Origin of the sequence: Sporosarcina sp. JAI121 (assembly GCF_013408665.1) — a bacterium.
In the GTDB taxonomy this organism is placed as follows: domain Bacteria; phylum Bacillota; class Bacilli; order Bacillales_A; family Planococcaceae; genus Sporosarcina.
The window spans coordinates 233,755-259,811 of record NZ_JACCCL010000001.1; the positions used below are offsets into that span (position 1 = coordinate 233,755).

Consider the following 26,057-nt stretch of genomic DNA (forward strand, 5'->3'; position numbering starts at 1 on the left):
GAGCGCCGAAGCGTAGTGAATGGAATTTATATATACCCTAACAATCTTTAAAAGTATGGTTATTATTAATCAGTGTTTATAAGAACTTACTCTATCTGTTAAACAAAAAACCAGCGCAGGCGCCACACAGGGGTAGTCGAAGCCATAAGACTGACGACGAAGTTGTCCGGCTTATGGCGAAAGGCATCCCCGAGCGCCGAAGCGTAGTGAATGGAATTTATATATACCCTAACAATCTTCAAAAGTCTGGTTATTATTTATCAGTGTTAAGAACTTACTCTAACAGTTTTATTCCAATACCATTCATCCCATAGAATGGTACAGCGGGAAAGGATTCTTGTGATATACCCCGCTCCATTCGCCCGACATGCATCCAATCCCGTTCTCCCGTATAATCGATGTATGAAGAAAGGGGATTATTTTATGTCCAAATCACTTGTATTAGCTGAAAAGCCGTCCGTGGCACGCGATATTGCGCGGGTGCTCGGCTGCAATAAAAAAGGAAACGGATTTCTTGAAGGAACAAATTATATAGTAACGTGGGCGCTTGGCCATCTCGTGACGCATGCGGATCCGGAAGGCTATGGCAATGAATTCAAAGAGTGGAAGCTCGAGCACTTGCCGATCATTCCCGAGCCTTTCAAACTGGTACCGATCCGCCAGACGATGAAACAGTTCAATGCGGTCAAAGCACAACTGAATCGCAATGATGTGAAAGATGTCATCATCGCGACGGATGCGGGGCGCGAAGGGGAGCTTGTGGCACGCTGGATTTTGGAACAAGCGAAAGTCCGCAAGCCTGTCAAACGGTTATGGATTTCATCTGTCACCGACAAAGCGATCAAAGACGGCTTCAACAATTTAAAAGATGGCCGTGCATATGAAAATCTGTATCAGGCCGCGGTGGCCCGTGCAGAAGCGGACTGGGTCGTCGGCATCAATGCAACGCGTGCGTTGACGGTGAAATACAATGCTCAATTGTCGACGGGACGCGTTCAGACGCCGACGCTTGCGATGATTGCAGAACGCGAGAAACAAATTCGCAACTTCACTGCGAAATCATTCTACGGCATGCAAGCATTGACGGATACCGCGAAGTTCACATGGCATGATAAGGCAGGCCAAACGCAGTCGTTCGATAAAGAGGCGATTGAGAAGTTGATAGGGAAAATCGACGGGATTCATTCCGGAAAAGTGACGGATGTGAAAACGACGCCGAAGTCACAGCCGGCACCGCATTTATTCGATTTGACGGAGCTGCAGAAAGAAGCGCACCGACGTTGGTCATGGTCGGCGAAAGAGACACTGTCGACATTGCAAAACCTGTATGAGCGCCATAAAGCAGTGACGTATCCGCGTACCGATTCGAAGCATTTGACGTCGGATATGGAAAGCACATTAAAAGAGCGCATCAAAGCCGTCGATATCGGGCCATACCGGAAGGCGACCAATACGCTACTGCGTGGGGGAACTGTCAAACCGCAGAAAGGTGTCATCGACGACAAGCGTGTGTCGGATCACCATGCTATCATCCCGACGGAGGAAACGCCGATTCTACAGAACTTATCCGATAAGGAACAACGTTTATATGATTTGATCGTCAAACGATTTTTGGCCGTCTTCTTTGGACCGTTCCGTTATGACCAAGTGACGGCTGAACTTGCGGTAGGCGGGGAATTGTTCAAAGCAAAAGGTCGTACAGTTACGGATGAAGGATGGAAAAAGGTTTATTCGACAGAGGAAGAAGAGGCGGATACGGATACACTTCCTTCATTTACAAAAGGCGAAGAAGTGAAAATCCAGGCGATTGTCATGACAAACGGTCAAACGAAACCGCCTGCACGTTTTAATGAAGGGACATTGCTTGCGGCAATGGAGAATCCTTCGCAGTTCATGCAAGGAGAGTCAAAAGACCTCATCAAAACAATTGGTGAAACAGGCGGACTCGGCACAGTCGCGACGCGTGCGGATGTCATCGAAAGGCTTTTCAATTCGTTCGTCATGGAGAAAAAAGGAAACGATATTCACATGACATCCAAGGGTCGCCAGCTACTTGAACTTGTGCCGGAAGATCTGAAATCGCCGGCGTTGACAGCGGAATGGGAAATAGGGCTGACAAAAATTGCGAATGGACAAATGAAGAAAGCGGAATTCATGAAAGATATGATCGCTTTTTCAAAACAGACCGTCAGTGAAATCAAAACGGACGACAAAAAGTTCAAACACGACAATGTTACTGGGAAAACATGCCCGGATTGCGGCAAGCTACTGCTGGAAGTGAACGGCAAGCGCGGCAAAATGCTTGTCTGTCAGGATAGGGAGTGCGGTCATCGGAAAAACGTGTCGATGCTGACGAATGCCAGATGTCCGGTTTGTAAAAAGAAACTGGAAATGCGTGGAGAAGGCGACGGACGGATTTTCGTCTGTAAATGCGGCCACCGTGAAAAATTGTCGGCATTTGAGAAGCGCAGAGCGAACTCGGGCGGCAAGAAAGCGGACAAACGAGATATTCAGAAGTACATGAAAAAGCAGGAAGAGCCGGAAAACACGGCGATGGCGGATGCGCTTAAGAAACTATTCGACAAGTGATCATTTTTTATTAGCGCTTTCGTCGGGTTTATTATTCCGAATGAAATAGGTATACTTTAGTTATTAGATTTTTGTGAATTCATCTAGGTGGAGGTGAAATGACATGTATGCTGTTTCGGCTCATGGTGCAGCGGGTGATTATGTTCAAACATATGATGCAATGAGGCGCAGAAATGCTGAGACTGCTTACAATCGCCATGTGCAATATAATGGAGAGAACCAACAAAAGGTTGCGGAGCTAGAGGAGTTATTGACAGGGAAAAAAGAACCTGAAATCCTTCAGCAGGAGCGTCAGGATTTCCAACAGCTTAGCGCAGGGCAAATGAAACAAATTGTGATGCCGCTGGGAAAGACGCTTGAAGAGACAATTGCCGGTTGGAGAAATGTGCGGGCTGAAGCGATTTCAGGACCTGCACCAACGACCGCGGATTACCTGCTTGCCGCAACTGCGTCGGCAAAAATTATGCGGACAGAGGCGCAGATTTCATTGCACAACAAGGCGCAAACCGAAATTGAAGAGGCGGTTGCACATGACGAAGCGGAGGCTGCGAAAATGGCATCCATGGAACTTCCCTCGGATTTAGACCGTGAAGTACAAATCATGCAAAAGCGGTACGAACAGGCGATTTCATCCTACTCTTTCCATGCGCTGATGAAACAGAAAGGGTTCGAAATCGATCGGCCGAGCTTTTACAAAATTGCATGACTGAATCGGTAAGGTCGCCTGTTAGTTGGCGGCCTTTTCGTTTTGATAAAGGGGTTGGATGAACGGATGGCAAAACAAAGCAAAAAAGTGAAAACGAATGCAGTGAGGATTCTAGATGGAGAAAGAGTCTACTATGAACTAATGGAATACGACGTGAACGATGGATTGGTGGACGGTATTTCTGTCGCGGAAAAAACGGGACAGGCGGTAGGGACAGTATATAAGACACTTGTCACGATTGCAGGTCCACGGGAACTATTCATCTTTTTGGTGCCTGTCGCTTTGGAACTTGACCTGAAAAAAGCGGCGAGGGCAGCCGTGGTGAAGAAGCTCGATATGCTACCCTTGAAAGAGTTGACGAAAGAAACAGGCTATGTGCGCGGAGGCTGTTCGGCCGTCGGGATGAAGAAGGCGTATCCGACGTTCATCGATAAGTCTGCGGAAAGTCTTGATCGGATAATTGTAAGTGCGGGCAAGCCAGGCTTGCAGATGAAGCTTATTCCAGCAGAACTGGCTCGGGTGACAGAAGCATCATTTTATGACATCGTGAAGGATTAATGCATATCAATTTAAATCGAAGTATTGAATCACTTGTGTAAACTGAACGAAGTCGCCCACAAAGCGCCGAAGCGTGTATTATGGAAAAACTTTTTTCAAGTAAGAACTAGTCGACTGTAGTGCAGAGCGGCGACTCCTGCGGGAACAGCGCGAGCTGAAGACCCCGCAGGAACGCAGTGACGAGGAGGCTGAAGCCGTGCCCGCGGAAAGCGTCCGCTCGGAACGGAAATCAACGGTGTTGGAGGAAATCGGACTTTTTCTGTGCCCTCGTTTATCGCGGGAGGCATCCCCAAGCGCCGAAGTGTGTATTATGGGTGATTCTTCTTTTCAATATATCTAGGCTGATGGACATGTTACAATCAATAGAGTGGAAGTATGGCATTCATGCGAAGCATGGGTGTCTTTTATTATAGAGAGAAGGATTCACATGAGAAAGATTTTACTATGGAGATGGACATTTTACCTGGTCGGCATGCTTATCCTGTCGCTAGGTATTTCAATGACAATTAAAGGACAGAAGCTGGGAATCGGCCCTTGGGATGTACTCCACGTCGGTTTGAACAATAACTTCGGCCTGACAATCGGTACATGGGGGATTATTACAGGCTTCATTATTATCATTTCGACAGCCATCGCCTTGAAAGAATGGCCGCGGTTCGGAACATGGCTGAATTTGGTGCTGATCGGGGGTTTTATCGACCTTTTCAACTGGTTGCTTCCCGATATCTCTTCGATGGGTGCACAACTACTCATCTTTTCAATGGGTGTAATCGTTATGGGATATGGTGTCGGGATTTATATTTCACCAAATATCGGGGCGGGTCCGCGGGACGGTCTCATGCTCGTCCTTGTTAAGAAAACGGGAGCCAGCGTGAAAAAAGTTCGGACTACAATCGAGGTCGTTGTGGCAATCGTCGGGTGGTTATTCGGCGGTCCAATCGGAATCGGGACGGTGCTGATTGCATTACGATGGGTGCACAACTACTCATCTTTTCAATGGGTGTAATCGTTATGGGATATGGTGTCGGGATTTATATTTCACCAAATATCGGGGCGGGTCCGCGGGACGGTCTCATGCTCGTCCTTGTTAAGAAAACGGGAGCCAGCGTGAAAAAAGTTCGGACTACAATCGAGGTCGTTGTGGCAATCGTCGGGTGGTTATTCGGCGGTCCAATCGGAATCGGGACGGTGCTGATTGCATTATTTTTAGGGCAGATCGCTCATTATACAATTCCGCAATGCCGAAATTTTTTGATGAAGATAATTGATAAGAGCGAAGAAGAAGTTACATTCTGAAGAAAATTTTTTATTTAAGCATGTGCTGCGAAGCCGTGCTTTTTTTTTATGTCCGGGCATACGTTAATCGTATGTACAGAAAGGATGATCGGAATGAATGGAACGATAACCCAATACATGGGGACAGCCTATACAGGTGCTGGAATCTCACACAAATACGATAAACTCATTGCATCGGCTTCGAAAACCCTATTTCTGAAGTGTCCTCCAACAAATGCAATCTCAAATTTGTTGAATGAAGCAGCCGCACACTATTTGAAACAAGGTTATGACATAGATCGGTTCATGGATCCCGTACAGCTTGACAGAACGGATGCAATCTTCATTAAAGGTCCGGACGTCTTCATCCTGCAAGCGTCACATCCCGTTGCACTTGAACCGGCGGAAATAGGCGGAAAGCACAAGGTTGTCAGTTTTTACGATATTTACGATGAAGAGAAATTGCGTGAACAGAACGGATCAATTGTGGAAAAGTTGACGGTGTCGGGTACGGCGCTCAAAAAAGCCCTGCAAACACTCGAGGAAGCAAAAAATATCCACGATGATTGGGAAAGAGTGAACATAAAGCGGATGATGTGGGATATCCATGTAACTCAAATACAATCATTAAAAGAAGAGTTGTTTGGAACTATCAAGCTGAATAAAGAAGCGGTCGTTTCACACAGGCTTATCGGTTCATTGACATCAGGCGGAGCAAAGGATTTCATCCCATCGATTACGAAGGGATTGAAGCGGCGGATCCTCATTAAAGGACTTCCGGGAACAGGCAAATCGACGCTCATGAAGTCGCTTGGAGCCGAAGCGGAAATGCGCGGATTCGACGTTCAATACGGTTGGTGCGGTTTAGATCCAGCTGGAGTCGATCTTGTTCTATTTCCTGAGCTGTCGGTATGCCTTCTCGATTCCACGAATCCACACGTCTACGATGCGGAACTGCCGGGGGATGAATTGCTCGACCTCGTACGCATGTGCGAAGCTGACGCTGGGGCGGAAGAGGAAATCAGTAAAATCCGCGAAGCCTACGCGGAAAAAATGCTCGATGCAACCGGCTATATGCAATCTTACGCACAAGCTGAAAATAGCATGAAAATCATGATGGATGCCGCTATTATCCAACCTGTCTTCGAGAAGAAATCGAGTGTTCTTTTGGAACTGATTTAACTAGGATGCACTTCATTCTGCGGCAGGGCCGGTCGTATGGTAAAATGGAGGTATCATTTGTTTGAAAGGAAGATTACTTTGTCAAAAGTACTCCATGCATTTTTAGAAGAAAATTTAAAAGAGCTCCGTGATCAAGGACTTTACAATGAAATCGATCCCGTTGAAGGTCCAAACGGCCCAATCATTACAATTAAAGGAAAAGAACTTATCAACTTATCTTCCAATAACTATTTGGGGCTTGCAACAGACGGGGATTTGAAAAAGCTGGCGATTGCCGCAACTGAAAAATACGGTGTCGGTGCAGGCGCGGTCCGTACAATTAATGGAACGCTCGATATCCACGTCAAGCTGGAAAAAAAGCTTGCTGAATTCAAAGGAACGGAAGCGGCGATTTCGTACCAATCAGGCTTCAACTGTAATATGGCAGCGATTTCCGCTGTCATGACGAAAAAAGATGCAATTCTATCAGATGAATTAAATCACGCCTCCATCATTGACGGCTGCCGCCTTTCCGGTGCGAAAGTCATCCGTGTCAATCACCAGGACATGGACGACCTCCGTGCAAAAGCGAAAGAAGCGACCGAATCCGGCCTGTATGAAAAAGTGATGTATATTACAGATGGAGTCTTCTCGATGGATGGCAATATTGCCAACCTTCCTGGAGCCGTGAAAATCGCGAAGGAATTCGATTTGATCACGTATGTTGACGATGCGCACGGTTCAGGTGTCACCGGCAAAGGTAAAGGGACCGTCAAACATTTCGGTCTTGAAAAAGAAATCGACCTTCAAATGGGGACACTGTCGAAAGCGATCGGCGTTGTTGGCGGCTATGTTGCGGGCACACAGGAATTGATAGACTGGCTGAAAGTCCGTTCCCGTCCGTTCTTATTCTCCACGGCACTTCCTGCGGGAGATGTCGCGGCGATCATGGGTGCGTTGGACAAGATATCGGAATCGACAGAGCTGCATGATAAACTTTGGGAAAACGGTAACTATTTAAAAGCCGGTCTTAAGAAATTGGGCTTCAATATCGGTGAATCCGAAACGCCAATCACACCGTGCATCATCGGCGAAGAGAAGCTGACGCAGCAATTTTCAAAACGTCTTGCGGATGAAGGTGTCTACGCCAAATCAATCGTCTTCCCGACAGTCGCCAAAGGAAAAGGCCGCGTCCGTAACATGCCAACCGCAGCCCATACGAAAGAAATGCTCGACGAAGCACTAGCCATCTACGAAAAAGTAGGCAAAGAACTCAACGTAATTTCATAACGAAATGATGAATCCCGGATGGCTTACATGCTGTCCGGGTTTTCTTTTTGGGGAGGAAAAGTTGCGGGTGAAATCATGGCAATCAAACTCGCCGTTGCAACAAATTATATCGACAAGGTACCCGCACGCGGTGAACCGAAAAAACCGTCCGTTGTTGATAATATGAGTAACTTTATTAAACCAAGTGCATACTAAAAAACAAAAAGCCCCTACGACTCGGGGCTTTTTACAATTACTGCACGATCATATTACCATTTTCAAAGCGCTTCATCGTAAGGTGCAAAACATTCTCCTGTTTTTCTTTCGTTATATCAAAGACGGGTGAGGATTGGTATGCATTCAAATCAGCGTTGTCTTTTTTGGGAGAACGTTTTATAATGAAATAAAGCTATAGAATCAATGAATCGATAATATTTTTTTAGTCGTGTACTCTCTAAAAACACAAACGTTCGAAAGCGGGGATCAATTAATAATGAAGAAAATCATGGTGACGGGTGCTTTAGGTCAAATCGGTTCGGAATTAATTACAAAGCTGCGTTCTGAATATGGTACTGAAAACGTATTGGCGACGGATATTCGCCGTACGGAATCTGCGACAGAAGGCCCGTTTGAAATCCTTGACGTGACGGATGCCCAAAAAATGCATGCACTAGCGGCGGATTTTGGCGCGGATACAATGATGCATATGGCTGCATTATTGTCAGCTAAAGCGGAAAATGAACCCTTGTTTGCGTGGAATCTCAATATGGGCGGGCTTATGAATGCACTTGAAGTGTCGCGCGAGCTGGATATGCAGTTTTTCACACCGAGTTCAATCGGCGCATTTGGGCCGTCAACACCAAAAAAAGACACACCGCAAGACACTTTGCAACGACCGACGACGATGTACGGTGTCAATAAAGTCGCAGGTGAATTACTGTGCGATTACTATTTCCATAAATTCGGACTTGATACACGCGGTGTCCGATTCCCGGGGCTCATCTCTTATGTAGCGCAACCGGGTGGCGGAACGACGGATTATGCGGTCGATATTTATTACAAAGCGCTCGAAGAAGGTAAGTACACTTCATATATTGCTGAAGGTACGTACATGGATATGATGTATATGCCAGATGCGTTACAAGCGATTGTCGATTTAATGGAAGCGGATCCTACGAAACTGATTCACCGCAACGCGTTCAATGTAACGGCAATGAGTTTCGAACCGTCACAAATCGCAGCGTCTATCCAGAAACATATTCCTACATTTGAAATAGCCTACGATGTTGATCCTGTTCGCCAAGCGATTGCAGATAGCTGGCCCGATTCAATCGATTCGACAGTAGCTGTCAACGAATGGGGCTTCAAAACAAACTATGATTTGGATAAAATGACAGAAGATATGCTGTCAAAACTGAAAAACAAATTGTATATATGATGAGAAGACCGCGGAATGATTTCTGCGGTCTTTTTTGTTACATGAAGTAGGGGGCGTCTTTATCGAAGCGATCATATCTATCCGCAACCCGCACATAATCCGGAAAAAAAGACCCCGCAACAATTTGCGAGGCCCATCTTTATTAAAATAATAGGTGTGCAACTCCTGCAATGATCGGCAATGAAATGATTGTACGCAGAAGGAAAATGACAACAAGTTCAAAGAAGTTCACCGGAATTTTTGAGCCTAGCAGAAGTCCCCCAACTTCGGCCATGAAAATGAGTTGTGTCACTGAAACGGTTGCAACAACGAACAATGTCAACTCTGAAGTAATTAGTCCGTTCGCCAAGATGACCGGTAGGAACATGTCCGTGAATCCGACGACCATAAGTTGCGCTGCATCCGCCGCCTCAGGAATACCGAGGATGGAGAGAATTGGTACGAACGGTAAACCTAAAATCGTGAAGACACTCGTATACTCCGCAAGAATAAGTGCAACCGTCCCGAAGGCCATAACGACCGGGATGACGCCAATCCACATATCAAGTACGTTTTTCAATCCTTCGGAAAACATTTTTGGCAATGACCGGCTTGAATCCGCCCTGGTTAACGCATTTTCAAGCCCGTGTGAAAAGGCGCTGTATCCTTCAGGCAATTTTTCATCATCGCCCGTAAATGGCCTACCGTCTATGTATTCTTCTTTCTTTTTGGAAAGTGGATAAATCCGCGGCATAATAAAGGCAAGGATAAGACCTGTTAGAATGACTGTACCATAGAATGGAAGAAAATAGGAACCGAGTCCAACTTCTTCAATAATGACGATAGAAAAGGTGATTGACACAACAGAGAAGGTCGTCCCGATAATCGCCGCTTCCTTCTTTGTATAATAGCCTTCTTCATACTGCTTACTTGTCAGCAAGACACCGATTGTTCCATCTCCAATCCATGACGTCAGCGCGTCGATTGAAGATCGACCTGGAATTTTGAAGACAGGACGCATCACTTTCACCATCATCGTCCCGAAAAATTCGAGTAAACCGAAATTTAGTAGAAGCGGCAAAAGAATTCCTGCGAATAAAAATATGGTAAACAGGAACGTAACTAGCCCGGTTTCACTTAGTAGAAGTCCACCGGTATTTTCATTCCAAACAGCGTTCGGACCTACTTGAAGTACGGTAAGTATAGCTAAAATCGCACCGATAATCCGGACAATCGTCCAAAACAGTGTTACTTTAAATAAATTTACCACAAAAGACGGTTGTACTTTTTCCTTAGGAATCATTAAAAATACGACTGAACCAAGTGCAGCGATGATTAGTGTAACCGTAGCGACCCACGGCATAATCGGCGCAATCGCCCCTGACAATAAATCTGCAAAGATGGCAATCGGTATTTTCCATTCACCTGCATACTTCATCGGCACCATGAACAGAAGAATACCGAGGATTGATGGAACTAAGAAATAGAACCATGTGGATAACGTGAACTTTTTCATTTTATTTCCCCTTTTTTATAACAGTATAACATGTATGGAGTGAATATTTATACATAAATATACTGTTTTTTTCTTTGTAAACAAAGTATATACTATTACCATTTTTCAGTCTATATAATTTGAAAACCCGTATAGCTATTAATGGTAACAGACTTCCTCCTGCAAGGTATAATTAATTTGTTTATTAAATAAAAATACATAAAATGGACTAAAACCGATACGGGTTCTAGTCCATTTTAATGAGTGGTTTATTATATTGTCTGCACGTAGGGGGAAACCGTTACATGCAGACTGTGATTTTTTATAATTACTATTTATTCAAAATCCTGATCCCAGCGATACGTATAAAACCGTTCATAATTCAACCATTTCAGCGCATCCGGATCTAGTTCTTCCAGTTTCTTCTCCATTTCCTTCATCATCCAAACGGTCTGGGATGCATGAGCGTTCAATGTGGCGACTTTTTTATCCGCCTTAGCTGTAACATCGTGAATGACATCGGGTTCGCCGAGCACTTCAACTGTATTATTGGCAAAAGCAAGTGTATACAGTGCAGGACGTTCCATTTCCGGCATTCTCCGAATTGCACGCACAACGGCACGCGCAGTTGCGTCGTGATCTGGATGGACAGCTAGGCCTGGATAGAATGAGATGACAAGTGAAGGATTCGTTTCTTCGATTAAATCTGCAACAACTTTCACCATTTTTTCATCATCTTCAAATTCGATTGTTTTATCACGGAATCCCATCATCCGTAAATCGTCGAGCCCCATCGCTTTACATGCATTTTTAAGTTCTTCTTTGCGGATCTGCGGTAATGTTTCGCGGTTAGCGAATGGTGGATTACCTAGGTTGCGCCCCATTTCACCTAATGTCAAGCAGGCGTATGTGACCGGCACGCCCATATCGCGGTATGAAGAAATGGTGCCGGATACGCCGAATGCTTCATCATCGGGGTGGGGGAATATGACAAGTACATGGCGTTCTTTTTTAATCATAAAAAAATAGCCTCCTTCAATTTAATATGTGAACGGTGTCTCACTGATTTCAAGCGCGACTGCAAGTTTACCTTCCGAACCAAGGCCCGCCATGAGCAAACGTCCGTGTTCATCGAGTTTATAGTGTGTGATGCCTTGCGCGTAAATCCACCCGGATGGTAGTTTCAGTCCGATGCGGTGGGGTGAATCGCCGGCCACTTTACCGAGTTCGAATTTGACGATAATATTGCGGATAAATGCGCCCGCATTGAAAAATGCCTCATTGGTATGGGCAGCATATGAGCCGTTCGTCGTTTCAAGATGGATGTACACATCTTTATTTGCAAAAGAAGTTATGAGTTCCTGTAAATGGTCCGCTTTAACTTTTTCCATGCATAAGCCTCCTTAAATCTATAACAGTGCTTCTCCCTAGTATATAGAAAATGGGGGGTGAATGCGATTGATGGGCTTAGGTATGGAAAGTGGAAGGGGGAGTTGGATGAATAGCGGTGGAGTGTCAAACGAAACCTATAAAGTTTCCAACCATTTATGAAAAGCGTCCAACGAACAGCGGAGTATCCAACGAAACTCCCGAAGTGTCCAATCAACTTCATGAAGTCTCCAACCAACCTCGTGAAGTTTCCAACCATTTATGAAAAGCGTCCAACGAACAGCGGAGTATCCAACGAAACTCCCGAAGTGTCCAACCAACTACATGAAGTCTCCAACCAACCTCGTGAAGTTTCCAACTATTTAGGAAAAGCGTCCAACGAACAGCGGAGTATCCAACGAAACTCTCGAAGTGTCCAACCAACTACATGAAGTCTCCAACCAACCTCGTAAAGTGTCCAACCAACTACATGAAGTCTCCAACCAACCTCGTAAAGTGTCCAACTATTTAGGAAAACCTTCCACCCAACCCGAAAAAGAACCACCGAAGAGACATTCTGCATGTCCCTTCGGTGGTTGGTAATTTTAGATTTCAATTGTCGTAATTTCTGGTGCGCCGAAACGGTTTTTCGCTCCGTGCATGACTGGTCCTACGTACTCATTCAGTTTCCAGCCGTTTGCGATTGCAGCGGAAACGAATTTTTTCGCTTCCAAAACGGATTCTTTCACGTCTAGGCCGTTTGCAAGATTTGCTGTAATTGCTGCGGCGAACGTGCAGCCTGCGCCGTGATTGTAATACGTCTCCGTTTTTTCCGCTTTCAGGAGTGTAAACGTTTTGCCGTCATAGAACAAATCCACGGCTTTATCATGTTCCAGCTGTTTGCCGCCTTTGATGACAACATTGCGTGCGCCGAGGGAATGGATTTTTTCCGCGACCGCTTTCATATCTTCGATTGTCTTTGGTGTTTTAGTTCCCGCAAGTTGTCCTGCTTCGAACAAGTTCGGAGTGACGATTTCTGCTTTTGGAAGAAGGAATTCGACCATTGCGTCTACTGTGCCGGGATTCAGAACTTCGTCTTCGCCCTTGCAAACCATGACCGGGTCGATGACAACATGAGTCAGCCCCGATTCTGAAATCGCGTTGCCCGCAATTTTGATGATTTCTTCTGTGCTCAACATACCTGTCTTAATCGCATCGATGCCTGTCGAAAGAGCGGTTTTGATCTGCGCTTTCAAGACGTCTACCGGCAGCGAATAGACGCCGTGTGACCAATTATTATCCGGATCCATCGTCACGACGACTGTAATAGCTGTCATGCCATATGTTCCGTGCTCTTGGAATGTTTTTAGGTCCGCCGCAATCCCTGCGCCGCCTGATGTATCGGATCCTGCAATTGTTAGAGTCTTTTTAAGCGTCATAATGGGTAGGTCTCCTTTTTTGGATGAATGAATTCCATGTTAATCTTATCAATAAAAACCGAAATTACAATTGTCCGACATCATCGGCTCTCATTACTTTAAAAACGGAAAAGGCGAGTAGCGCTGCAATACTAAAAATCACGGCAGCACTCAGTGCATGTTCAGCTAACGCAAGTCCTATCGCAAGAGCCGATAAAACGATGATTCCAATCCCGATTAAGAGAAGGAAAACGACGAGTCCAGCATTTTTAGAGCGTTCGGGCAAGCGGTCACCGTGTTTTGCAGCTTCAGAAACTTTTTTCAACTTCTCTCGTAATTGCATATCGACCAAGTCGCATCCCCCTTTCTGCAATCGTACCATGTCTTTCTAGTTGTTTGAACCGCCAGTTTCCTATAATGTGAACATATCAGATTATGTCGAAAAAGAGGAAAAGAGGTATGAAATGGCGGATGAAAAGAAAATCGATGAAATCGAACGGCTGTTGAGAGAATTGAAGGCTTCCGAAAAGGAAACCGCGGTGGCGATGGATACAGTGGAAGAACGCCCGTCCGGATTCTGGCGTGTCGGGAAAGTCTTTTTTTCATTATGGAAAAAGTCCTTTCTAGTTACTGCGCTCTCCATTTTACTGCTCATTGTCGCTTTGCCGTTTATCACGTTCTTCATATTGAAACAGGGGAGCACATTTACGGAATCGAAAGGTGCGTTTCTCGAACAAATCCAGGAATTGAACGAACTTGCGACAGCCGAAGCGTATACAAAAGTCATTATTGAACGACAAGATAATACATTGTTCGGGCAAAGCATCGGCCTTAATGTACCGGGAACGAAACGGCAGCTGCTGGTTGTCATCCCGGGATCAGTGAAGGCGGGTGTGGACATGTCTGGCCTGACGGAAAAAGATGTGGTAGTCGACGAAAAGAAAAAAACGGCGAAACTCACATTGCCGCCTGCTACATTTTTAGGAGGAGCTGAAATTTATTTCGATAAAGTTGAAGTCTATTCCTATGAAGGTGTGTTCCGGGAGAAGGCGAATATTGAAGAGGCTTATGAGCTTGCCGAGGAAGCGAAAAAACTTATATTGGAAGAAACTGCTGGACAGGGCGTCTTGACGATGGCACAGCAAAATGCGGAAAAGACGTTGCGGGAAATGTTTTCATTCGCGGGCTATGACGTGACGATTGAATTCAAGGAGTGATGTATTTTGGATATAGAACTTTTCGGCAACGATTGGGACGAAGTGCTAAAAGAAGAATTCGAAAAACCGTACTATAAAAAGTTGCGTGAATTTCTGAAAAAAGAGTACGCGGAAGAAACGGTTTATCCACAGATGGATGATTTATGGACCGCATTCAAATTGACGCCGTTCAATGAAGTGAAGGTCGTCATATTAGGACAGGACCCTTATCACGGACCCGGTCAAGCGCACGGATTAAGCTTTTCAGTGAAGCCGGGCGTCAAGATACCACCCAGTTTACGCAATATGTTCAAGGAACTGACGTCTGATATCGGCTGTCCGCCTCCGGAAAACGGGACACTGTCGGGATGGGCGGAACAGGGCGTACTTATGATGAATACGGTGCTGACTGTAAGGCAAGGGCAAGCTCATTCACACCGCAAGCAAGGGTGGGAGACTTTTACGGATGAAGTGATCCGGCAGTTGTCAAGGCGCGCAGAACCAATCGTCTTTGTGCTATGGGGGCGGCCGGCGCAGGAAAAGAAAAAACTCATCGATACGACACGCCATGAAATCATTGAATCGGTCCATCCGAGCCCGCTTAGTGCAAGCCGCGGTTTTTTTGGAAGTCGTCCCTATTCGGAAACGAATCGCATCCTTGAATCGTGGGATGAAATACCGATTGACTGGTGCTTGGCAGGCGGCGAGCTTTAATTCATACAGTACGCATGATAAAATTGGAAATGGAAAGAGGTGGACCGTTGTGGCAGTAAATTGTTTTCAATGCCAATATTTCTTCGTGACATGGGAACAGCGGAATCCGCGCGGCTGCAAAGCATATGGATTTAAAACGCGGGAACTGCCATCGGTCGTTGTCAAAAGATCGTCCGGCATGGACTGTTTACAATTTGAACAAAAGAAAGGGGATGCCAAACAATGATTCCTTACGATCGGATAGTATCGGAAATGGAGCGGCAGCTAGGTGTTGCGAGACGCACGAATGACGAAGGCACGATGCGGGAAGCGTTTTCTGCTGTCAGGTCACTCTGTGAAGTGGCGCTGGGCGAAGAAGGAAGGCAGGAAAAGAAAGTTTTCCCGAAAATGCTCACAACCGAAAATGCTGTACAATCAATTACCTCGTTGGAAGGCAAACCCCTCGAGGAAGAGGATGCAAACGGCGGCTCGATATTCGATTTTTGATAGATATTTCACAAACAATGAAATCATAACAAGAGAGTAGGAAACGATATGCCATTTTTTATTATTGCAGGGGCTGTCAACGCGGCGATCGCTGTTGCGTTCGGCGCATTCGGAGCGCACGCGTTAAAAGAAAAACTATCTGAACACTACTTGGCCATCTGGGAAACTGCCGTACAATACCAGATGTTCCATGCACTCGCATTGATTGCGGTCGGCATCATGATGAGCCCGGCCCTTTTTGGATCGGTCACACAGCTAAGTTGGGCAGGGTATTTGATCCTCGCGGGTATCATCATTTTCTCAGGCAGCTTGTATGTACTAAGCTTGTCGGGAATCGGTATACTTGGTGCTATCACGCCAATCGGCGGCGTCGCCTTCATCGCAGGGTGGATCATGCTTATTGTCGCGGCGGTTAAATTTTCAAACTGAAACAGGGGGCTTCGGCTCAACTGAGAAAAGAATGCCCGATTGAATAGATCAAAAAAGTCTTCCGCAAGCCACATCATGGCAGCCGGAAGACTTTTTTAATTCAAGGAGCTTGCGGAAAATACTTCACTTCATTATCAAATTCGGCATAATCAAAATAAATCATTGGAAATAGAAAACGGTGTCCTGTTGTCGAGTCGCTTAAAATGACATGGTCTCGACCCGCGGCTTCCACCGTTCCTCTAACTGCTTTCGTGTTTTTTCCGGTATCCAGTGCATGCTCGAATGAAAAATGGAAGGTTCCAGGTTCTCCTCTGTTTAAGCGTAAAATGTTTTCGATGTATGACTCCTCGCGCCGAGGGGGTCCGGGTTGCCTTCCTCCAGCTGGAAGTGTTACTGGCGGCGGTGTGACGTGCTGATTTTGATAGGGCTGATTCCAATAGTATTGGACCATTTCTTCATCCTTTCTTCTTTTGAGTTACACGTTCGGGCAGTCTTGAACCGTTGGGGAATAGAAACAGTGTGACTTGAATCTGCCTGTGTTCCATTGGTTATACCACTGTGCCGGACAATCTCCTTGAGGCATGAAAAACCATAATGAACGTTCTCCCGGAGTGAAGCGCTCGCCGTTGACGACGCGCCTGGCCAGTTTACGGTCCAATTCACGGGCGCGCTGGTAAAAATAGCCCTTTGTCGTCGCTTCGAAGCCGCCGGGACTTTGAAAAACCATGTCCTGCAAATTTCGTATATCATTGAAATCGAGACATCCCGAACGCACGCGGTTCACTCCGACATTGCCGACTAATAGCATGCCTAATTGGCCATCACCTTCTGCCTCAGCGCGCATTAACCGTGCGAGCAGATCCAGTTCAGCATCCGTGTATTGTATAACTGCCACGGCACAACCCCCTTGGGGAATCATATGCGCCGTTGGAGTCAAACATGCCCGTGAAATGAAAAAATGCCCAACTGTAAAATCACAGTTAGGCAAAAGAAGTATGAATAATGGTATTTAGATATTGAAAAATGATGCTTTTTTGTCGCCTTGTAAAATCGTGCCCACGAAGAATGAGCCGAACTCAGCGTAGCGTGCACTTACTTCATCAAAACGCATTTCATAAATCAGTTTCTTGAATTGGAGAACGTCATCTGCAAACAATGTGACGCCCCATTCGTAGTCGTCAAAGCCGACGGAACCGGAGATAATCTGTTTCACTTTACCTGCGTAGCTGCGACCGATCAAGCCATGGTCACGCATCAATGCTTTTCGTTTATCCATGTCAAGCATATACCAGTTGACGTCGCCGTCACGTTTCTTGTCCATTGGGTAGAAGCAGATATACTGGCTGCGTTGCAGTTCAGGATACAGACGACCGCGTACATAAGGGTTCTGATACGGATCATCAGTGGATTCGCCCGCAAGGTAGTTCGATAGTTCAACGACTGACAGGTACGAATACGCCGGAATCGTGAAATCCGCGATTGCGAGTTTATTGAATTCCGTTTCCAGTTCTTGCAGTTCGTCCATCGTCGGACGCAAAGTCATAAGCATGAAATCAGCTTTTTGACCGATTACTGTATAGAAAGCGTGTGCGCCTGTTTTATCGTCATCCGCTTTTTGGAGTTTTTCAAGGTAGACAAGAAATTCATCCACTGCCGCTTGACGTTCTTCTTTTGAAACCAATTTCCATGACGCCCAGTCCATCGAGCGTAAATCGTGTAATACATACCAGCCATCAAGTGTTTGTGCTGCTTCGATCATATGAAATCAGACTCCTTCATTAATGAATTACCTTCTTAAATAAGTGTAGCATAGAAGGTCATTGGAAGCCCTTTGCGAGTACTGTTGTCACGAATTTGACATGAAGTGAATCGCTTTTACAGCCTGGCTTGTTGGTGTATGCTTAGTGCATGAGAAATTGCGAAGGGTGGCTATCCGATGATTGATTTATTCAGCGGGATTAGAGATAGTTTAAGCGGGAACCGAAAGACGATTGTCCTGCCGGAAGGAACGGATGGACGCGTATTGGAAGCAGCGTCCCGCCTTCAAAACGAAGGGCTAGTAAAGCCGATTCTTCTTGGCAATGAAACAAAGGTGAAAGAAGCTGCAACTGAAGCGGGAATTGATATTTCGAAAATCGAGATCATTCATCCGGGTGAAGCACCTTATTTTGAAGAACTTGCTGGAAAATTTGTCGAGCGCCGCAACGGCAAAGCGACTTTGGAACAAGCGCGTGAACAGCTGAAAGACGTCAATTATTTCGGAACGATGCTCGTTTACGCGAGGCGTGCGGACGGATTAGTAAGCGGGGCGGCGCATTCGACTGCAGATACAGTACGGCCGGCACTCCAAATCATTAAGACGAAGCCCGGTGTTTCTAGGACAAGCGGGGCGTTCATCATGATGAAAGGCGAGGAGCGTCTAGTATTTGCAGATTGTGCGATTACGGTAGCACCGACATCACAGGAATTGGCGGAAATCGCGATCGAAAGCGCAAAAACAGCGAGAGCCTTCGGCGTAGATCCGCTAGTTGCAATGCTGTCCTTTTCTACGAAAGGGTCGGCTGTAACGGAAGAAACGGAAAGGGTCGCAAACGCGGTGAAAATCGCTCAATCGCTCGCACCTGAATTGCCGCTAGACGGTGAATTCCAGTTCGATGCGGCCTATGTTCCGGAAGTTGCCGCGAAAAAAGCACCTGGATCGGTCATTCAAGGCAATGCAAACGTCTTCGTTTTCCCGTCGCTTGAAGCGGGCAATATCGGTTATAAATTAACGGAGCGTCTTGGTGGCTACGAAGCGATCGGGCCGATACTGCAAGGATTGAATGCCCCCGTGAATGATTTGTCACGCGGTTGTTCCGCAGATGACGTGTATAAGCTTGCCTTGTTGACGGCAGCGCAAAGTCTATGAGCAGGAGAAATTGAAATGACATATGAATCTTTTTTATACATTCCCGAATGGCGTTTCGTGGATGAATCAATGACGACACGCAATCGTTCCGCACTGGAATCATTTGCGGCCGACGACACACTTTGCCATCTCGTCGGCCAGCAGATGAGTACTCCGACTGTCCGGACATGGGTGCATGAACAAACCGTCGTTCTCGGCATTCAGGATCATCGGCTTCCACATGTTGAAGAAGCGGTTTCGATGCTTGGAGATACAGGATATCACGCAATCGTCCGCAACTCGGGCGGTCTGGCAGTGGTGCTTGACGAAGGTGTATTAAATATATCGATTGTGCTTTCTGAACTTGATTCTTCCATCGATATTCCCGCGGGTTATGAAGTGATGCTCGCATTCGTCCGGATGCTTTTCCCGGAGGCGGGCGACCGGATCGAAGCCTATGAAATCGTCGGCTCGTATTGTCCAGGTTCGTATGATTTGAGTATCGACGGTCGCAAATTTGCGGGTATCTCACAGCGCAGGCTGCGCCAAGGCATCGCGGTCCAAGTTTATCTTTGTGTCGAAGGAAGCGGTGCGGAACGTGCTGAATTGATTCGCGACTTCTATGAAATTGGCCTGCAAGGGGAAGAAACGAAGTTCGCTTACCCGGCCATCAAACCGGAAGTGATGGCTTCGCTATCTGAACTATTGGAGATGCCGCTAACCGTAAATGATGTCGTCATCCGTACACAGCTTCTGCTACGTGAACTCGCGGATCATGTCGAGATCGGCGGCTTGAAACCGGAAGAGATGGACCTGTACACCTTTTATTTGAACCGCGTTTTCGAACGCAATCAAAAAATGCTGGCACGTGGATGAAAAAACGGCTGTCTCCTGTAGAAAGGGGGCGGCCGTTTTTGTGTCGTTTAGGGGAGAAGTGTGCAACCAAATTTTCGGAGTATCCAACCAACCTGTCGAAGTGTGCAACAAACCTCGAAGTATCCAACCAACCGAGCAAAGTGTCCAACCAACCGGCGATAGTATCCAACAAACCGAGCAAAGTGTCCAACCAAATCGCCGAAGTGTCCAACCATTCCCGTTAGTTCTTCATCGGTACTTCCAAAGAAAAAACCGCCTATCAATGATTGATGGGCGGTTCTTTTGACACTAGGTTTCCGTTCTGTTCCATCTTGAAGACGGGTGCGGTACGGTCCGTTTCATCATCCAGTGTTACGAGACGGCGGGCACGGTTCATGATTTGGACGAATTGCTCGTAATCGGCGCGCAGTGTTTTATTTTCCTGTTGAAGTTTTTCAATCTCTTTTTCAAGTTGCTCCGTTTTTTCATTCGCGATTTTAGCAGTCTGCCTCCAACGAAGCGACTCGTTATCTCCCACACCTGTGTGATGCATGCGTACGAGATAAGCGATAACTGTATCGAGGGAAAGTGCTGATAATGGAACGGACACTTTCTGTTCTTCCTCTTGTCCTTGTGAAGAAGGGCTGTATAATTGTTGTCCTCGGCGTTTAAAATCTTTTCCCAGGACACGTATCGCTTGTTTGCGTTCTTTCTTCGCATCTGCAAGCTCTTTTTCATAATCGCGCCTTACAACTGCATTCCATCTGAACCCGCAAGCTGCGGCCGTTCTGTTGAGCGCATCCCCAACTTCCTCGAAAGCGCTGAGTTGTGTACTACCTTCGCGGACGTGCCGCAATACTGTGTCGGCTAATAAAGTATCGTTTTCTTCAATCCAAGCATCCTGCCTAACTTTCACCATTTCCGTGCCTCCTGTCATATCTTCATAGTTTCTTTCTACGGTCAGTGTGTACAGAAATCCATTACTTTATTCATAATGAAAAAAGCATTCTATCTCTTTTTCAAGCAAATGAACCTTTTTCCATCTTCCTACAAAGCATTTTTGCGATTATACTAAAGGGAATGAGTTGACGGAGGTGCCCCATGGAATATAAAGATGAAAAACTGGTCGAAGAGAAAGTTTTCAAAGATCCGGTGCACCGCTATATCCACGTGCGCGACAAAGTGATTTGGGACGTTATCGGCACAAGTGAATTTCAGCGCTTACGCCGGATCAAGCAGCTGGGTACGACGTATCTCGTATTTCACGGGGCGGAGCATAGCCGATTCCATCATTCGCTCGGCGTCTATGAAATCGTCAGACGCATCATTGACGACGGTTTCAGCGGCCGGCCCGAATGGAACAGCGATGAACGGCTCGTGACGATGTGTGCGGCGCTACTGCATGACCTCGGGCACGGTCCATTTTCGCATGCTTTTGAAAATGTGTTCGACCTCGATCACGAACAATTTACACAGGCGATTTTGCTAGGGGACACGGAAGTGAATGCGGTACTTCGCCGTGTCGCACCCGATTTCCCGCAAAAAGTCGCTGATATAATCGGGAAAACATATCCTGATAAACTTGTCGTCAGCCTGATTTCAAGCCAAATCGACGCTGATCGGATGGATTACTTGCAGCGCGATGCTTACTTCACGGGGGTTTCGTACGGCCATTTCGATATGGAACGGATTTTGCGCGTCATGCGGCCGACCGAAGAACAGGCGGTCATCAAGTATAGCGGGATGCATGCGGTGGAAGATTATATAATGAGCCGCTACCAAATGTATTGGCAAGTCTATTTCCATCCCGTATCGCGCAGTGCGGAAGTCATCTTGACAAAAATTTTGCATCGGGCGAAACAGTTGCATGAAAATGGCTATATCTTCAAACAAGAGCCTGTCCATTTTCGTTCATTTTTCGACAAGACGTTCAAACTAGAGGATTATATTGCGCTGGATGAAAGTATTCTACTGACGTATTTTCAAATGTGGATGAAAGAAGACGATCCGATTTTAGCGGACCTTTGCTATCGTTTCATCAACCGTAGATTGTTCCAGTACGCGGAATTTGATCCGGCCAAAGAATACCGGAAGATCGGGGAACTCGAACAATTATTCAAGGATGCGGGGATCGACCCGGCTTATTATCTCGTTACGGATTCGTCATCAGACCTGCCGTATGATTTTTACGGTCCGGGTGAAGAGAACGAACGGCTGCCGATTTATTTGCAGATGCCGAATGGTGAGTTGAGTGAGTTGTCGCGTTCGTCGGATGTCGTGGATGCAATTTCAGGAAAAAGACGGACGGACCATAAAATCTATTTCCCGGAAGATGTGTTGGAAGCTGGAAAAGAACAGAATCCGCTGTATGGACGGATTTTACATATGTTGAAAGGTTAGGAGTGAATAAGTTGCTGCAGGAACACGCTAAGATCGTGCAATTCATCTCAATGGCGAATGAAGTGACCGGAAGAAAAAAATTGCAGAAAATGATTTATATCGCAAAAAAAATGAATTTCCCGTTCGCTGAAAAATATGAGCTTCATATGTATGGCCCCTATTCGGAGGAATTGACGCTGCGCATAGAAGAGCTGCGCGAGATGGGGTTTCTCTCGGAACAGTGTACGGACAAAGGATCGTACGTCCAATATAGTTACCAAGTGACGGAAGAAGGGGAGGGATTTCTTGAAACGGCGGACGCTCCCCCCGAAATGCTGAGCAGCTGTATTGCCAGGATGAACGTCAAAAGTTCTCGTTTCCTTGAACTCGTTTCAACACTGCTTTACTTTGACCATCTCGAAAAGGACGAGCAGATTGCCAAAGTTCTTATTGTGAAAAACAAACTGAATTTCACTGCCGAGGAAGTGACGTCTGCATTTGAATTCATCAGTGAAATGCAGGCGAATTCGGTTCAATAGAAGAAAGGCTGTCCCACTGGAACGGAAACCTCCGTCTTGGGACAGCCTTTTTAAATGATGATTATTGATCACTTAGACGTTTTCCAGCGACAGCGTAATGACTTTTCGACATTTCTTCGATGATGATGGAAACGTTTTGAGCAGGTGCACCCGTTGTTTCAGCGACCGCTTCCGTTACTTTTTCGCAAAGCGCACGTTTCTGTTCGTCTGTACGGCCTTCCAACATTTTGACAGTGACGATTGGCATTTCATTTCCCCCTCCCTGTAGTTATTGGGTATAGTATATATAGTATCAGATTTGGAGGGGACGAAGAAATGCCAAATGAGAATAAACCGAAACAGAAACTTGGTTTTACCATTATAAAGGATGATCCGACTGACGGTCACGGTGGATACGGAATCGGGTCGCTGTCACTTGAAAACGTTTCTCCAGTCATTATCGACGTCGAAGAAGGGGTTGCGCAGATTGAAATCGGTGCGATGCACGCAAGGAGCGACACGGAGCGGGGTATTAAGTTTACACTGAACCGGGAAGATTCAGAAGGCGGAAAACCGTACTGGCTCGTTTGGGTAACAATCGATTTCCGTGAAGAAGGGCCTTATTATGCGGGCGTCACAGCGTGCGAAATGGTCGTCAACCGTGAAAAGCGCCGCGGTTATAAAGTGCTGGCGGATCACGTCAACCGGATGGATAAATCAATGAAACGTACGATTATCGTTGATCATATGGATGATAAATCAAAGCGTATTCTTGCTGAATTCCTTGCTGGCCATAACAAGGAAATGTGGGAGAGAAGCGAACCGAAACTGCATGTGGATTTGAGCGTTGAATCGCCACAATTGTGAACAAATAGTGACAAATTCCGCATACTTCCCTATCCAAGGTTGAATGTCGGCATGAAAGGCAGTACACTGAAATTACAGCTTGCAATTGTGAGCTAGGACAACCGGAATTGTGCACTCCCTGCTGAATATCGTATCAACCAAACCCAAGCGTGATACACCATTTAACAGGTCGCCTTGAACGGTAAAAAAGCTTTCCATCCCTGAATTAATTCGGGCGAGGAAAGCTTTTTTGATTTTAATGAATTGAAGGGTGAACCGACCATATCCCCGCGCCGACCGACCATACCCCCGCGCCGACCGACCATACCCCCGCGCCGACCGACCATATCCCCGCGCCGACCGACCATACCCCCGCGCTAACCGACCACAACCCTACTCAAAAAACGAAAATGGAAACAGTTCGAATTTCTTTCCATCCGCTTCGCCCGAGGAGCGTTTTTCCCTCAGCGTCTTGTCCGTGCATAGCTTTTGAGGCATATCCTTCTCTTTCACATAGACTAGCCGTTGTTTGTCACAACCGTTCACTGCGATACCGCCCGTATCAACGTCAATGATGACGCTGTTGACGCCGTCAGGGGGGATGAACGGCTCGGCCGGCTTCCCGCGATTCACGCCCTCCATGAAGTCCATCCATATCTTTTTCGAGGCCGCTTTATCCGACGCTTCAGTCAGCTGCTCGCCGACGTCGAATCCGGTCCAGATGCCTGCTGTCAGCGACGGCGTGAAGCCGATCAAGTATTGATCCGAAATCGTTGTTCCGGACTTGGCGGCATAAGGACGCGTCTGTTTTGGCCGCATTGATAATCCTGTAGCAGTGGAATAATCGTTGAACACGGGATCGAACATGCCAGTCATCAGATGGGTGAGAACGAAAGCGTCCTGTTCACTCATAATGCGTTTCTTGCTCTTTGCCGGATGTTCATATATCGTCTTGCCTTCAGAATCCGAGATGGATAAAATCGTCGTCGGTTTGGTTTCGATCCCGCCCGAGGCGATTCTGTTATAGGCATTCGTCATGTCGTACAGCGTTACAACCGAAGTCCCGAGCGCAGTGGCGGGGGAATCAGGAAAATCACCTTCGACGCCTAAACGGTCAGCCATTTTGCTGAATTTCTTATAACCGATATCTTCAAGTGTCTTCACCGCGTATATGTTATCGGAAATAGCGAGCGCCTGTGCGAGTGAGATAGGGTGTCCGGCGAATTTACCGTTAACGTTATTCGGTTCATACGTGGAACGTCCCTCGTCATACGTAAAGATGGTTTTTTCAGTAGATAAGAATGTCAACGGACTGAATCCGTTTTCCAGGGCAGCCGCGTAAAGAATAGGTTTCATGGCGGAGCCGGGCTGGCGCTTTGCTTGTGTCACCCGATTGAAAGGACTTTCTGTATAATCATTCCCGCCTACGAGTGATGTAATTGCCCCGGTTCCAGCCTCGATCGACATGAATCCGACTTGTAAACCACTGTTGGGCATCCATTTAGCGATCGTCTCTTCGGCGGTCTGCTGATGATGCGGGTCCAGCGTTGTCCGAATCGTCCAGCCGCCTTCAACCGGAGAGCGTCCTTTCTCTGTCAGCACTTTTTCCGCCTCGCGCCACACTTCATCAAGGAAATAAGGGGCAACACGCTTCGTATCAGCCCACTCGCGGTTTTTTAACGTAATTTGTTCGTTTTGTGCCCGTTCTTCCTGCCGCGCGGTGATATATCCTTGCGCTTCCATCAGTGAAAGGACGAGCAATTGCCGATCCCGTGATTTTTGAGGATTTTCAATGGGTGAATAAATCGAAGGTCCTTTGGCGATCGCGGTGATGGTGGCGGATTCTTCGAGTGTCAGCTCTTTCGCGGACTTGCCGAAATAGAACCTGCTTGCCGCCTCGACGCCGTACATTCCGTGACCGAAGTAAACGGTATTCATATAGCCTTCCAAAATGACATCTTTTTCATAAAACGTTTCCATTCGATAGGCATAGAGTGATTCGGTAATTTTGCGTTTCCATGACTTTTCAAACGTCAAATACAAGTTTCTCGCGTATTGCATTGAGATTGTGCTGGCTCCTTCAACTTTGCTCCCGGATTTTATATCTTTCAAAAGCGCTCCAGCAATCCGTCTATAATCAAAACCGTTGTGTTTATAAAAGTTTTTGTCTTCCGTCGCAATGACAGCATCGATTAGAAAGGGCGACATTTCATCGAGGCTGACCCAGTAACGCCGTTCCGCGGAAAATCGGTCGCCGATCTGCTTGCCGTTTTTATCGAGAAAGACGGAAGCTTTCGGCACACTTAAAGAAGGCGCCCCTGTAATTTGCGCATACAACCTAAGTGATAGAAAGACAGTCAACACCGCCATCATCATGGTGACGGTTAACAGCATTATCCTTCGTAACGTCGAGCGTCTCTTTTTATTTTTTACATACACTGTCCGTCGCATGTGATCCCTTCCTGTCCATGTCATTGTGTCTAGTATGCGA

At 46.5% G+C, this 26,057-nt stretch carries 31 protein-coding genes; 19 read left to right on the forward strand and 12 right to left on the reverse strand.

Going from position 1 to position 26,057, the window contains the following annotated elements; all coding sequences use genetic code 11:
• Positions 1-423: 423 nt before the first annotated feature.
• The 9 genes from HDC33_RS01155 to HDC33_RS01195 all read left to right on the forward strand — a co-directional run bounded on the left by HDC33_RS01155 (position 424) and on the right by HDC33_RS01195 (position 8,996).
• A complete protein-coding gene (locus HDC33_RS01155; protein WP_179390706.1) occupies positions 424-2,589 on the forward strand; it encodes a DNA topoisomerase III in 2,166 nt (721 codons plus the stop codon).
• Between the two features lie 103 nt (positions 2,590-2,692).
• Positions 2,693-3,295 carry a hypothetical protein gene (locus HDC33_RS01160; RefSeq protein ID WP_179390707.1) on the forward strand — a complete coding sequence of 201 codons (603 nt, stop codon included), beginning with the start codon at positions 2,693-2,695 and terminating at the stop codon, positions 3,293-3,295.
• Between the two features lie 66 nt (positions 3,296-3,361).
• Positions 3,362-3,853, forward strand: a complete 492-nt coding sequence (ybaK, locus tag HDC33_RS01165; RefSeq protein ID WP_179390708.1) for a Cys-tRNA(Pro) deacylase — start codon at positions 3,362-3,364, stop codon at positions 3,851-3,853.
• Between the two features lie 427 nt (positions 3,854-4,280).
• Complete coding sequence (locus tag HDC33_RS01170; RefSeq protein ID WP_179390709.1) at positions 4,281-4,859, forward strand: YczE/YyaS/YitT family protein; 579 nt, start codon at positions 4,281-4,283, stop codon at positions 4,857-4,859.
• A gap of 5 nt (positions 4,860-4,864) precedes the next feature.
• Positions 4,865-5,149 (forward strand): YczE/YyaS/YitT family protein, encoded by a 285-nt coding sequence (locus HDC33_RS01175; protein ID WP_179390710.1) that lies wholly within the window; start codon positions 4,865-4,867, stop codon positions 5,147-5,149.
• Positions 5,150-5,242: 93 nt separating this feature from the next.
• Positions 5,243-6,310 carry a hypothetical protein gene (locus HDC33_RS01180; RefSeq protein ID WP_179390711.1) on the forward strand — a complete coding sequence of 356 codons (1,068 nt, stop codon included), beginning with the start codon at positions 5,243-5,245 and terminating at the stop codon, positions 6,308-6,310.
• A 78-nt stretch (positions 6,311-6,388) separates the two neighbouring features.
• Entirely contained in the window at positions 6,389-7,579 is a 1,191-nt protein-coding gene (locus HDC33_RS01185; RefSeq protein WP_179390712.1) for a glycine C-acetyltransferase, read from the forward strand.
• Between the two features lie 18 nt (positions 7,580-7,597).
• A complete protein-coding gene (locus tag HDC33_RS01190) occupies positions 7,598-7,774 on the forward strand; it encodes a hypothetical protein (RefSeq protein WP_179390713.1) in 177 nt (58 codons plus the stop codon).
• Between the two features lie 277 nt (positions 7,775-8,051).
• Complete coding sequence (locus tag HDC33_RS01195) at positions 8,052-8,996, forward strand: L-threonine 3-dehydrogenase (protein ID WP_179390714.1); 945 nt, start codon at positions 8,052-8,054, stop codon at positions 8,994-8,996.
• A gap of 142 nt (positions 8,997-9,138) precedes the next feature.
• Here HDC33_RS01195 and HDC33_RS01200 read toward each other — a convergent pair whose 3' ends face one another.
• The 5 genes from HDC33_RS01200 to HDC33_RS01220 form a co-directional block, all read right to left on the reverse strand.
• The gene (locus tag HDC33_RS01200) at positions 9,139-10,491 is read right to left on the reverse strand and encodes a YjiH family protein (RefSeq protein WP_179390715.1); all 1,353 of its coding nucleotides are present in this window, start codon (positions 10,489-10,491) and stop codon (positions 9,139-9,141) included.
• Positions 10,492-10,805: 314 nt separating this feature from the next.
• The gene (gene bshB2 / locus HDC33_RS01205; protein ID WP_179390716.1) at positions 10,806-11,489 is read right to left on the reverse strand and encodes a bacillithiol biosynthesis deacetylase BshB2; all 684 of its coding nucleotides are present in this window, start codon (positions 11,487-11,489) and stop codon (positions 10,806-10,808) included.
• A gap of 21 nt (positions 11,490-11,510) precedes the next feature.
• Entirely contained in the window at positions 11,511-11,861 is a 351-nt protein-coding gene (locus HDC33_RS01210) for a YojF family protein (RefSeq protein WP_179390717.1), read from the reverse strand.
• 582 nt (positions 11,862-12,443) lie between these two features.
• Positions 12,444-13,277, reverse strand: coding sequence for a bifunctional hydroxymethylpyrimidine kinase/phosphomethylpyrimidine kinase (gene thiD, locus HDC33_RS01215; protein ID WP_179390718.1), 834 nt, complete (start codon positions 13,275-13,277; stop codon positions 12,444-12,446).
• A gap of 64 nt (positions 13,278-13,341) precedes the next feature.
• Positions 13,342-13,608 (reverse strand): hypothetical protein, encoded by a 267-nt coding sequence (locus HDC33_RS01220; protein ID WP_179390719.1) that lies wholly within the window; start codon positions 13,606-13,608, stop codon positions 13,342-13,344.
• A gap of 112 nt (positions 13,609-13,720) precedes the next feature.
• Between HDC33_RS01220 and HDC33_RS01225 the strand changes: the two genes are divergently transcribed.
• Genes HDC33_RS01225 through HDC33_RS01245 form a run of 5 tightly spaced genes read left to right on the forward strand, consistent with a single transcriptional unit; the run spans position 13,721 to position 16,081 of the window.
• Positions 13,721-14,473: a DUF4230 domain-containing protein gene (locus tag HDC33_RS01225; RefSeq protein WP_179390720.1), complete on the forward strand. Its 753-nt coding sequence runs from the start codon at positions 13,721-13,723 to the stop codon at positions 14,471-14,473.
• A gap of 6 nt (positions 14,474-14,479) precedes the next feature.
• A complete protein-coding gene (locus HDC33_RS01230) occupies positions 14,480-15,166 on the forward strand; it encodes a uracil-DNA glycosylase (protein WP_179390721.1) in 687 nt (228 codons plus the stop codon).
• Between the two features lie 49 nt (positions 15,167-15,215).
• Entirely contained in the window at positions 15,216-15,392 is a 177-nt protein-coding gene (locus tag HDC33_RS01235; protein ID WP_179390722.1) for a uracil-DNA glycosylase, read from the forward strand.
• Positions 15,389-15,652 carry a YwdI family protein gene (locus HDC33_RS01240; RefSeq protein ID WP_179390723.1) on the forward strand — a complete coding sequence of 88 codons (264 nt, stop codon included), beginning with the start codon at positions 15,389-15,391 and terminating at the stop codon, positions 15,650-15,652. Before HDC33_RS01235 ends, HDC33_RS01240 begins: the two co-directional genes overlap by 4 nt.
• Positions 15,653-15,700: 48 nt before the next feature.
• Positions 15,701-16,081 (forward strand): DUF423 domain-containing protein, encoded by a 381-nt coding sequence (locus tag HDC33_RS01245; protein ID WP_179390724.1) that lies wholly within the window; start codon positions 15,701-15,703, stop codon positions 16,079-16,081.
• 100 nt (positions 16,082-16,181) lie between these two features.
• Here the strand turns inward: HDC33_RS01245 and gerQ are convergent, their stop codons facing one another.
• From gerQ to hemQ, 3 genes are all read right to left on the reverse strand, one after another.
• The gene (gene gerQ, locus HDC33_RS01250; RefSeq protein ID WP_179390725.1) at positions 16,182-16,532 is read right to left on the reverse strand and encodes a spore coat protein GerQ; all 351 of its coding nucleotides are present in this window, start codon (positions 16,530-16,532) and stop codon (positions 16,182-16,184) included.
• A gap of 24 nt (positions 16,533-16,556) precedes the next feature.
• Entirely contained in the window at positions 16,557-17,000 is a 444-nt protein-coding gene (locus HDC33_RS01255) for a cell wall hydrolase (protein WP_218843141.1), read from the reverse strand.
• Between the two features lie 90 nt (positions 17,001-17,090).
• On the reverse strand, positions 17,091-17,840 hold the full coding sequence (hemQ, locus tag HDC33_RS01260) for a hydrogen peroxide-dependent heme synthase (protein WP_179390727.1): 750 nt from the start codon (positions 17,838-17,840) through the stop codon (positions 17,091-17,093).
• 177 nt (positions 17,841-18,017) lie between these two features.
• Here hemQ and pta point away from each other — a divergent pair, with 177 nt between their 5' ends.
• Complete coding sequence (gene pta / locus HDC33_RS01265) at positions 18,018-18,989, forward strand: phosphate acetyltransferase (protein WP_179390728.1); 972 nt, start codon at positions 18,018-18,020, stop codon at positions 18,987-18,989.
• A gap of 15 nt (positions 18,990-19,004) precedes the next feature.
• The gene (gene lipL, locus HDC33_RS01270; protein WP_179390729.1) at positions 19,005-19,844 is read left to right on the forward strand and encodes an octanoyl-[GcvH]:protein N-octanoyltransferase; all 840 of its coding nucleotides are present in this window, start codon (positions 19,005-19,007) and stop codon (positions 19,842-19,844) included.
• Positions 19,845-20,103: 259 nt separating this feature from the next.
• Here lipL and HDC33_RS01275 read toward each other — a convergent pair whose 3' ends face one another.
• Entirely contained in the window at positions 20,104-20,742 is a 639-nt protein-coding gene (locus tag HDC33_RS01275) for an RsfA family transcriptional regulator (protein ID WP_179390730.1), read from the reverse strand.
• A 182-nt stretch (positions 20,743-20,924) separates the two neighbouring features.
• Here HDC33_RS01275 and HDC33_RS01280 point away from each other — a divergent pair, with 182 nt between their 5' ends.
• Both HDC33_RS01280 and HDC33_RS01285 read left to right on the forward strand, forming a co-directional pair.
• Positions 20,925-22,223 carry an HD domain-containing protein gene (locus HDC33_RS01280; RefSeq protein WP_179390731.1) on the forward strand — a complete coding sequence of 433 codons (1,299 nt, stop codon included), beginning with the start codon at positions 20,925-20,927 and terminating at the stop codon, positions 22,221-22,223.
• Positions 22,224-22,234: 11 nt separating this feature from the next.
• On the forward strand, positions 22,235-22,741 hold the full coding sequence (locus tag HDC33_RS01285) for a YwgA family protein (protein ID WP_179390732.1): 507 nt from the start codon (positions 22,235-22,237) through the stop codon (positions 22,739-22,741).
• A gap of 61 nt (positions 22,742-22,802) precedes the next feature.
• Here HDC33_RS01285 and HDC33_RS01290 read toward each other — a convergent pair whose 3' ends face one another.
• Complete coding sequence (locus HDC33_RS01290) at positions 22,803-22,988, reverse strand: 2-hydroxymuconate tautomerase (RefSeq protein ID WP_179390733.1); 186 nt, start codon at positions 22,986-22,988, stop codon at positions 22,803-22,805.
• Positions 22,989-23,056: 68 nt separating this feature from the next.
• On the opposite strand from HDC33_RS01290, the gene HDC33_RS01295 reads away from it, so the two are divergent.
• A complete protein-coding gene (locus HDC33_RS01295; protein WP_179390734.1) occupies positions 23,057-23,587 on the forward strand; it encodes a YwhD family protein in 531 nt (176 codons plus the stop codon).
• Positions 23,588-23,748: 161 nt separating this feature from the next.
• Here HDC33_RS01295 and HDC33_RS01300 read toward each other — a convergent pair whose 3' ends face one another.
• Positions 23,749-23,934 carry a hypothetical protein gene (locus HDC33_RS01300; protein WP_179390735.1) on the reverse strand — a complete coding sequence of 62 codons (186 nt, stop codon included), beginning with the start codon at positions 23,932-23,934 and terminating at the stop codon, positions 23,749-23,751.
• Positions 23,935-23,959: 25 nt separating this feature from the next.
• Positions 23,960-26,017, reverse strand: coding sequence for a transglycosylase domain-containing protein (locus tag HDC33_RS01305; RefSeq protein WP_179390736.1), 2,058 nt, complete (start codon positions 26,015-26,017; stop codon positions 23,960-23,962).
• Positions 26,018-26,057: the final 40 nt, after the last annotated feature.

Excerpts from the sequence above, each read along its gene's own strand:
- HDC33_RS01155 (WP_179390706.1), top strand. The coding sequence starts at position 424 with ATGTCCAAATCACTTGTATTAGCTGAAAAGCCGTCCGTGGCACGCGAT.
- HDC33_RS01160 (WP_179390707.1), top strand. The coding sequence starts at position 2,693 with ATGTATGCTGTTTCGGCTCATGGTGCAGCGGGTGATTATGTTCAAACA.
- ybaK (WP_179390708.1), top strand. The coding sequence starts at position 3,362 with ATGGCAAAACAAAGCAAAAAAGTGAAAACGAATGCAGTGAGGATTCTA.
- HDC33_RS01170 (WP_179390709.1), top strand. The coding sequence starts at position 4,281 with ATGAGAAAGATTTTACTATGGAGATGGACATTTTACCTGGTCGGCATG.
- HDC33_RS01175 (WP_179390710.1), top strand. The coding sequence starts at position 4,865 with ATGGGATATGGTGTCGGGATTTATATTTCACCAAATATCGGGGCGGGT.
- HDC33_RS01180 (WP_179390711.1), top strand. The coding sequence starts at position 5,243 with ATGAATGGAACGATAACCCAATACATGGGGACAGCCTATACAGGTGCT.
- HDC33_RS01190 (WP_179390713.1), top strand. The coding sequence starts at position 7,598 with ATGGCTTACATGCTGTCCGGGTTTTCTTTTTGGGGAGGAAAAGTTGCG.
- HDC33_RS01195 (WP_179390714.1), top strand. The coding sequence starts at position 8,052 with ATGAAGAAAATCATGGTGACGGGTGCTTTAGGTCAAATCGGTTCGGAA.
- HDC33_RS01200 (WP_179390715.1), bottom strand. The coding sequence starts at position 10,491 with ATGAAAAAGTTCACGTTATCCACATGGTTCTATTTCTTAGTTCCATCA.
- bshB2 (WP_179390716.1), bottom strand. The coding sequence starts at position 11,489 with ATGATTAAAAAAGAACGCCATGTACTTGTCATATTCCCCCACCCCGAT.
- HDC33_RS01210 (WP_179390717.1), bottom strand. The coding sequence starts at position 11,861 with ATGGAAAAAGTTAAAGCGGACCATTTACAGGAACTCATAACTTCTTTT.
- thiD (WP_179390718.1), bottom strand. The coding sequence starts at position 13,277 with ATGACGCTTAAAAAGACTCTAACAATTGCAGGATCCGATACATCAGGC.
- HDC33_RS01225 (WP_179390720.1), top strand. The coding sequence starts at position 13,721 with ATGGCGGATGAAAAGAAAATCGATGAAATCGAACGGCTGTTGAGAGAA.
- HDC33_RS01240 (WP_179390723.1), top strand. The coding sequence starts at position 15,389 with ATGATTCCTTACGATCGGATAGTATCGGAAATGGAGCGGCAGCTAGGT.
- HDC33_RS01245 (WP_179390724.1), top strand. The coding sequence starts at position 15,701 with ATGCCATTTTTTATTATTGCAGGGGCTGTCAACGCGGCGATCGCTGTT.
- gerQ (WP_179390725.1), bottom strand. The coding sequence starts at position 16,532 with ATGGTCCAATACTATTGGAATCAGCCCTATCAAAATCAGCACGTCACA.
- HDC33_RS01255 (WP_218843141.1), bottom strand. The coding sequence starts at position 17,000 with ATGATTCCCCAAGGGGGTTGTGCCGTGGCAGTTATACAATACACGGAT.
- hemQ (WP_179390727.1), bottom strand. The coding sequence starts at position 17,840 with ATGATCGAAGCAGCACAAACACTTGATGGCTGGTATGTATTACACGAT.
- pta (WP_179390728.1), top strand. The coding sequence starts at position 18,018 with ATGATTGATTTATTCAGCGGGATTAGAGATAGTTTAAGCGGGAACCGA.
- lipL (WP_179390729.1), top strand. The coding sequence starts at position 19,005 with ATGACATATGAATCTTTTTTATACATTCCCGAATGGCGTTTCGTGGAT.
- HDC33_RS01275 (WP_179390730.1), bottom strand. The coding sequence starts at position 20,742 with ATGGTGAAAGTTAGGCAGGATGCTTGGATTGAAGAAAACGATACTTTA.
- HDC33_RS01280 (WP_179390731.1), top strand. The coding sequence starts at position 20,925 with ATGGAATATAAAGATGAAAAACTGGTCGAAGAGAAAGTTTTCAAAGAT.
- HDC33_RS01290 (WP_179390733.1), bottom strand. The coding sequence starts at position 22,988 with ATGCCAATCGTCACTGTCAAAATGTTGGAAGGCCGTACAGACGAACAG.
- HDC33_RS01295 (WP_179390734.1), top strand. The coding sequence starts at position 23,057 with ATGCCAAATGAGAATAAACCGAAACAGAAACTTGGTTTTACCATTATA.
- HDC33_RS01300 (WP_179390735.1), bottom strand. The coding sequence starts at position 23,934 with ATGGTCGGTCGGCGCGGGGATATGGTCGGTCGGCGCGGGGGTATGGTC.
- HDC33_RS01305 (WP_179390736.1), bottom strand. The coding sequence starts at position 26,017 with ATGCGACGGACAGTGTATGTAAAAAATAAAAAGAGACGCTCGACGTTA.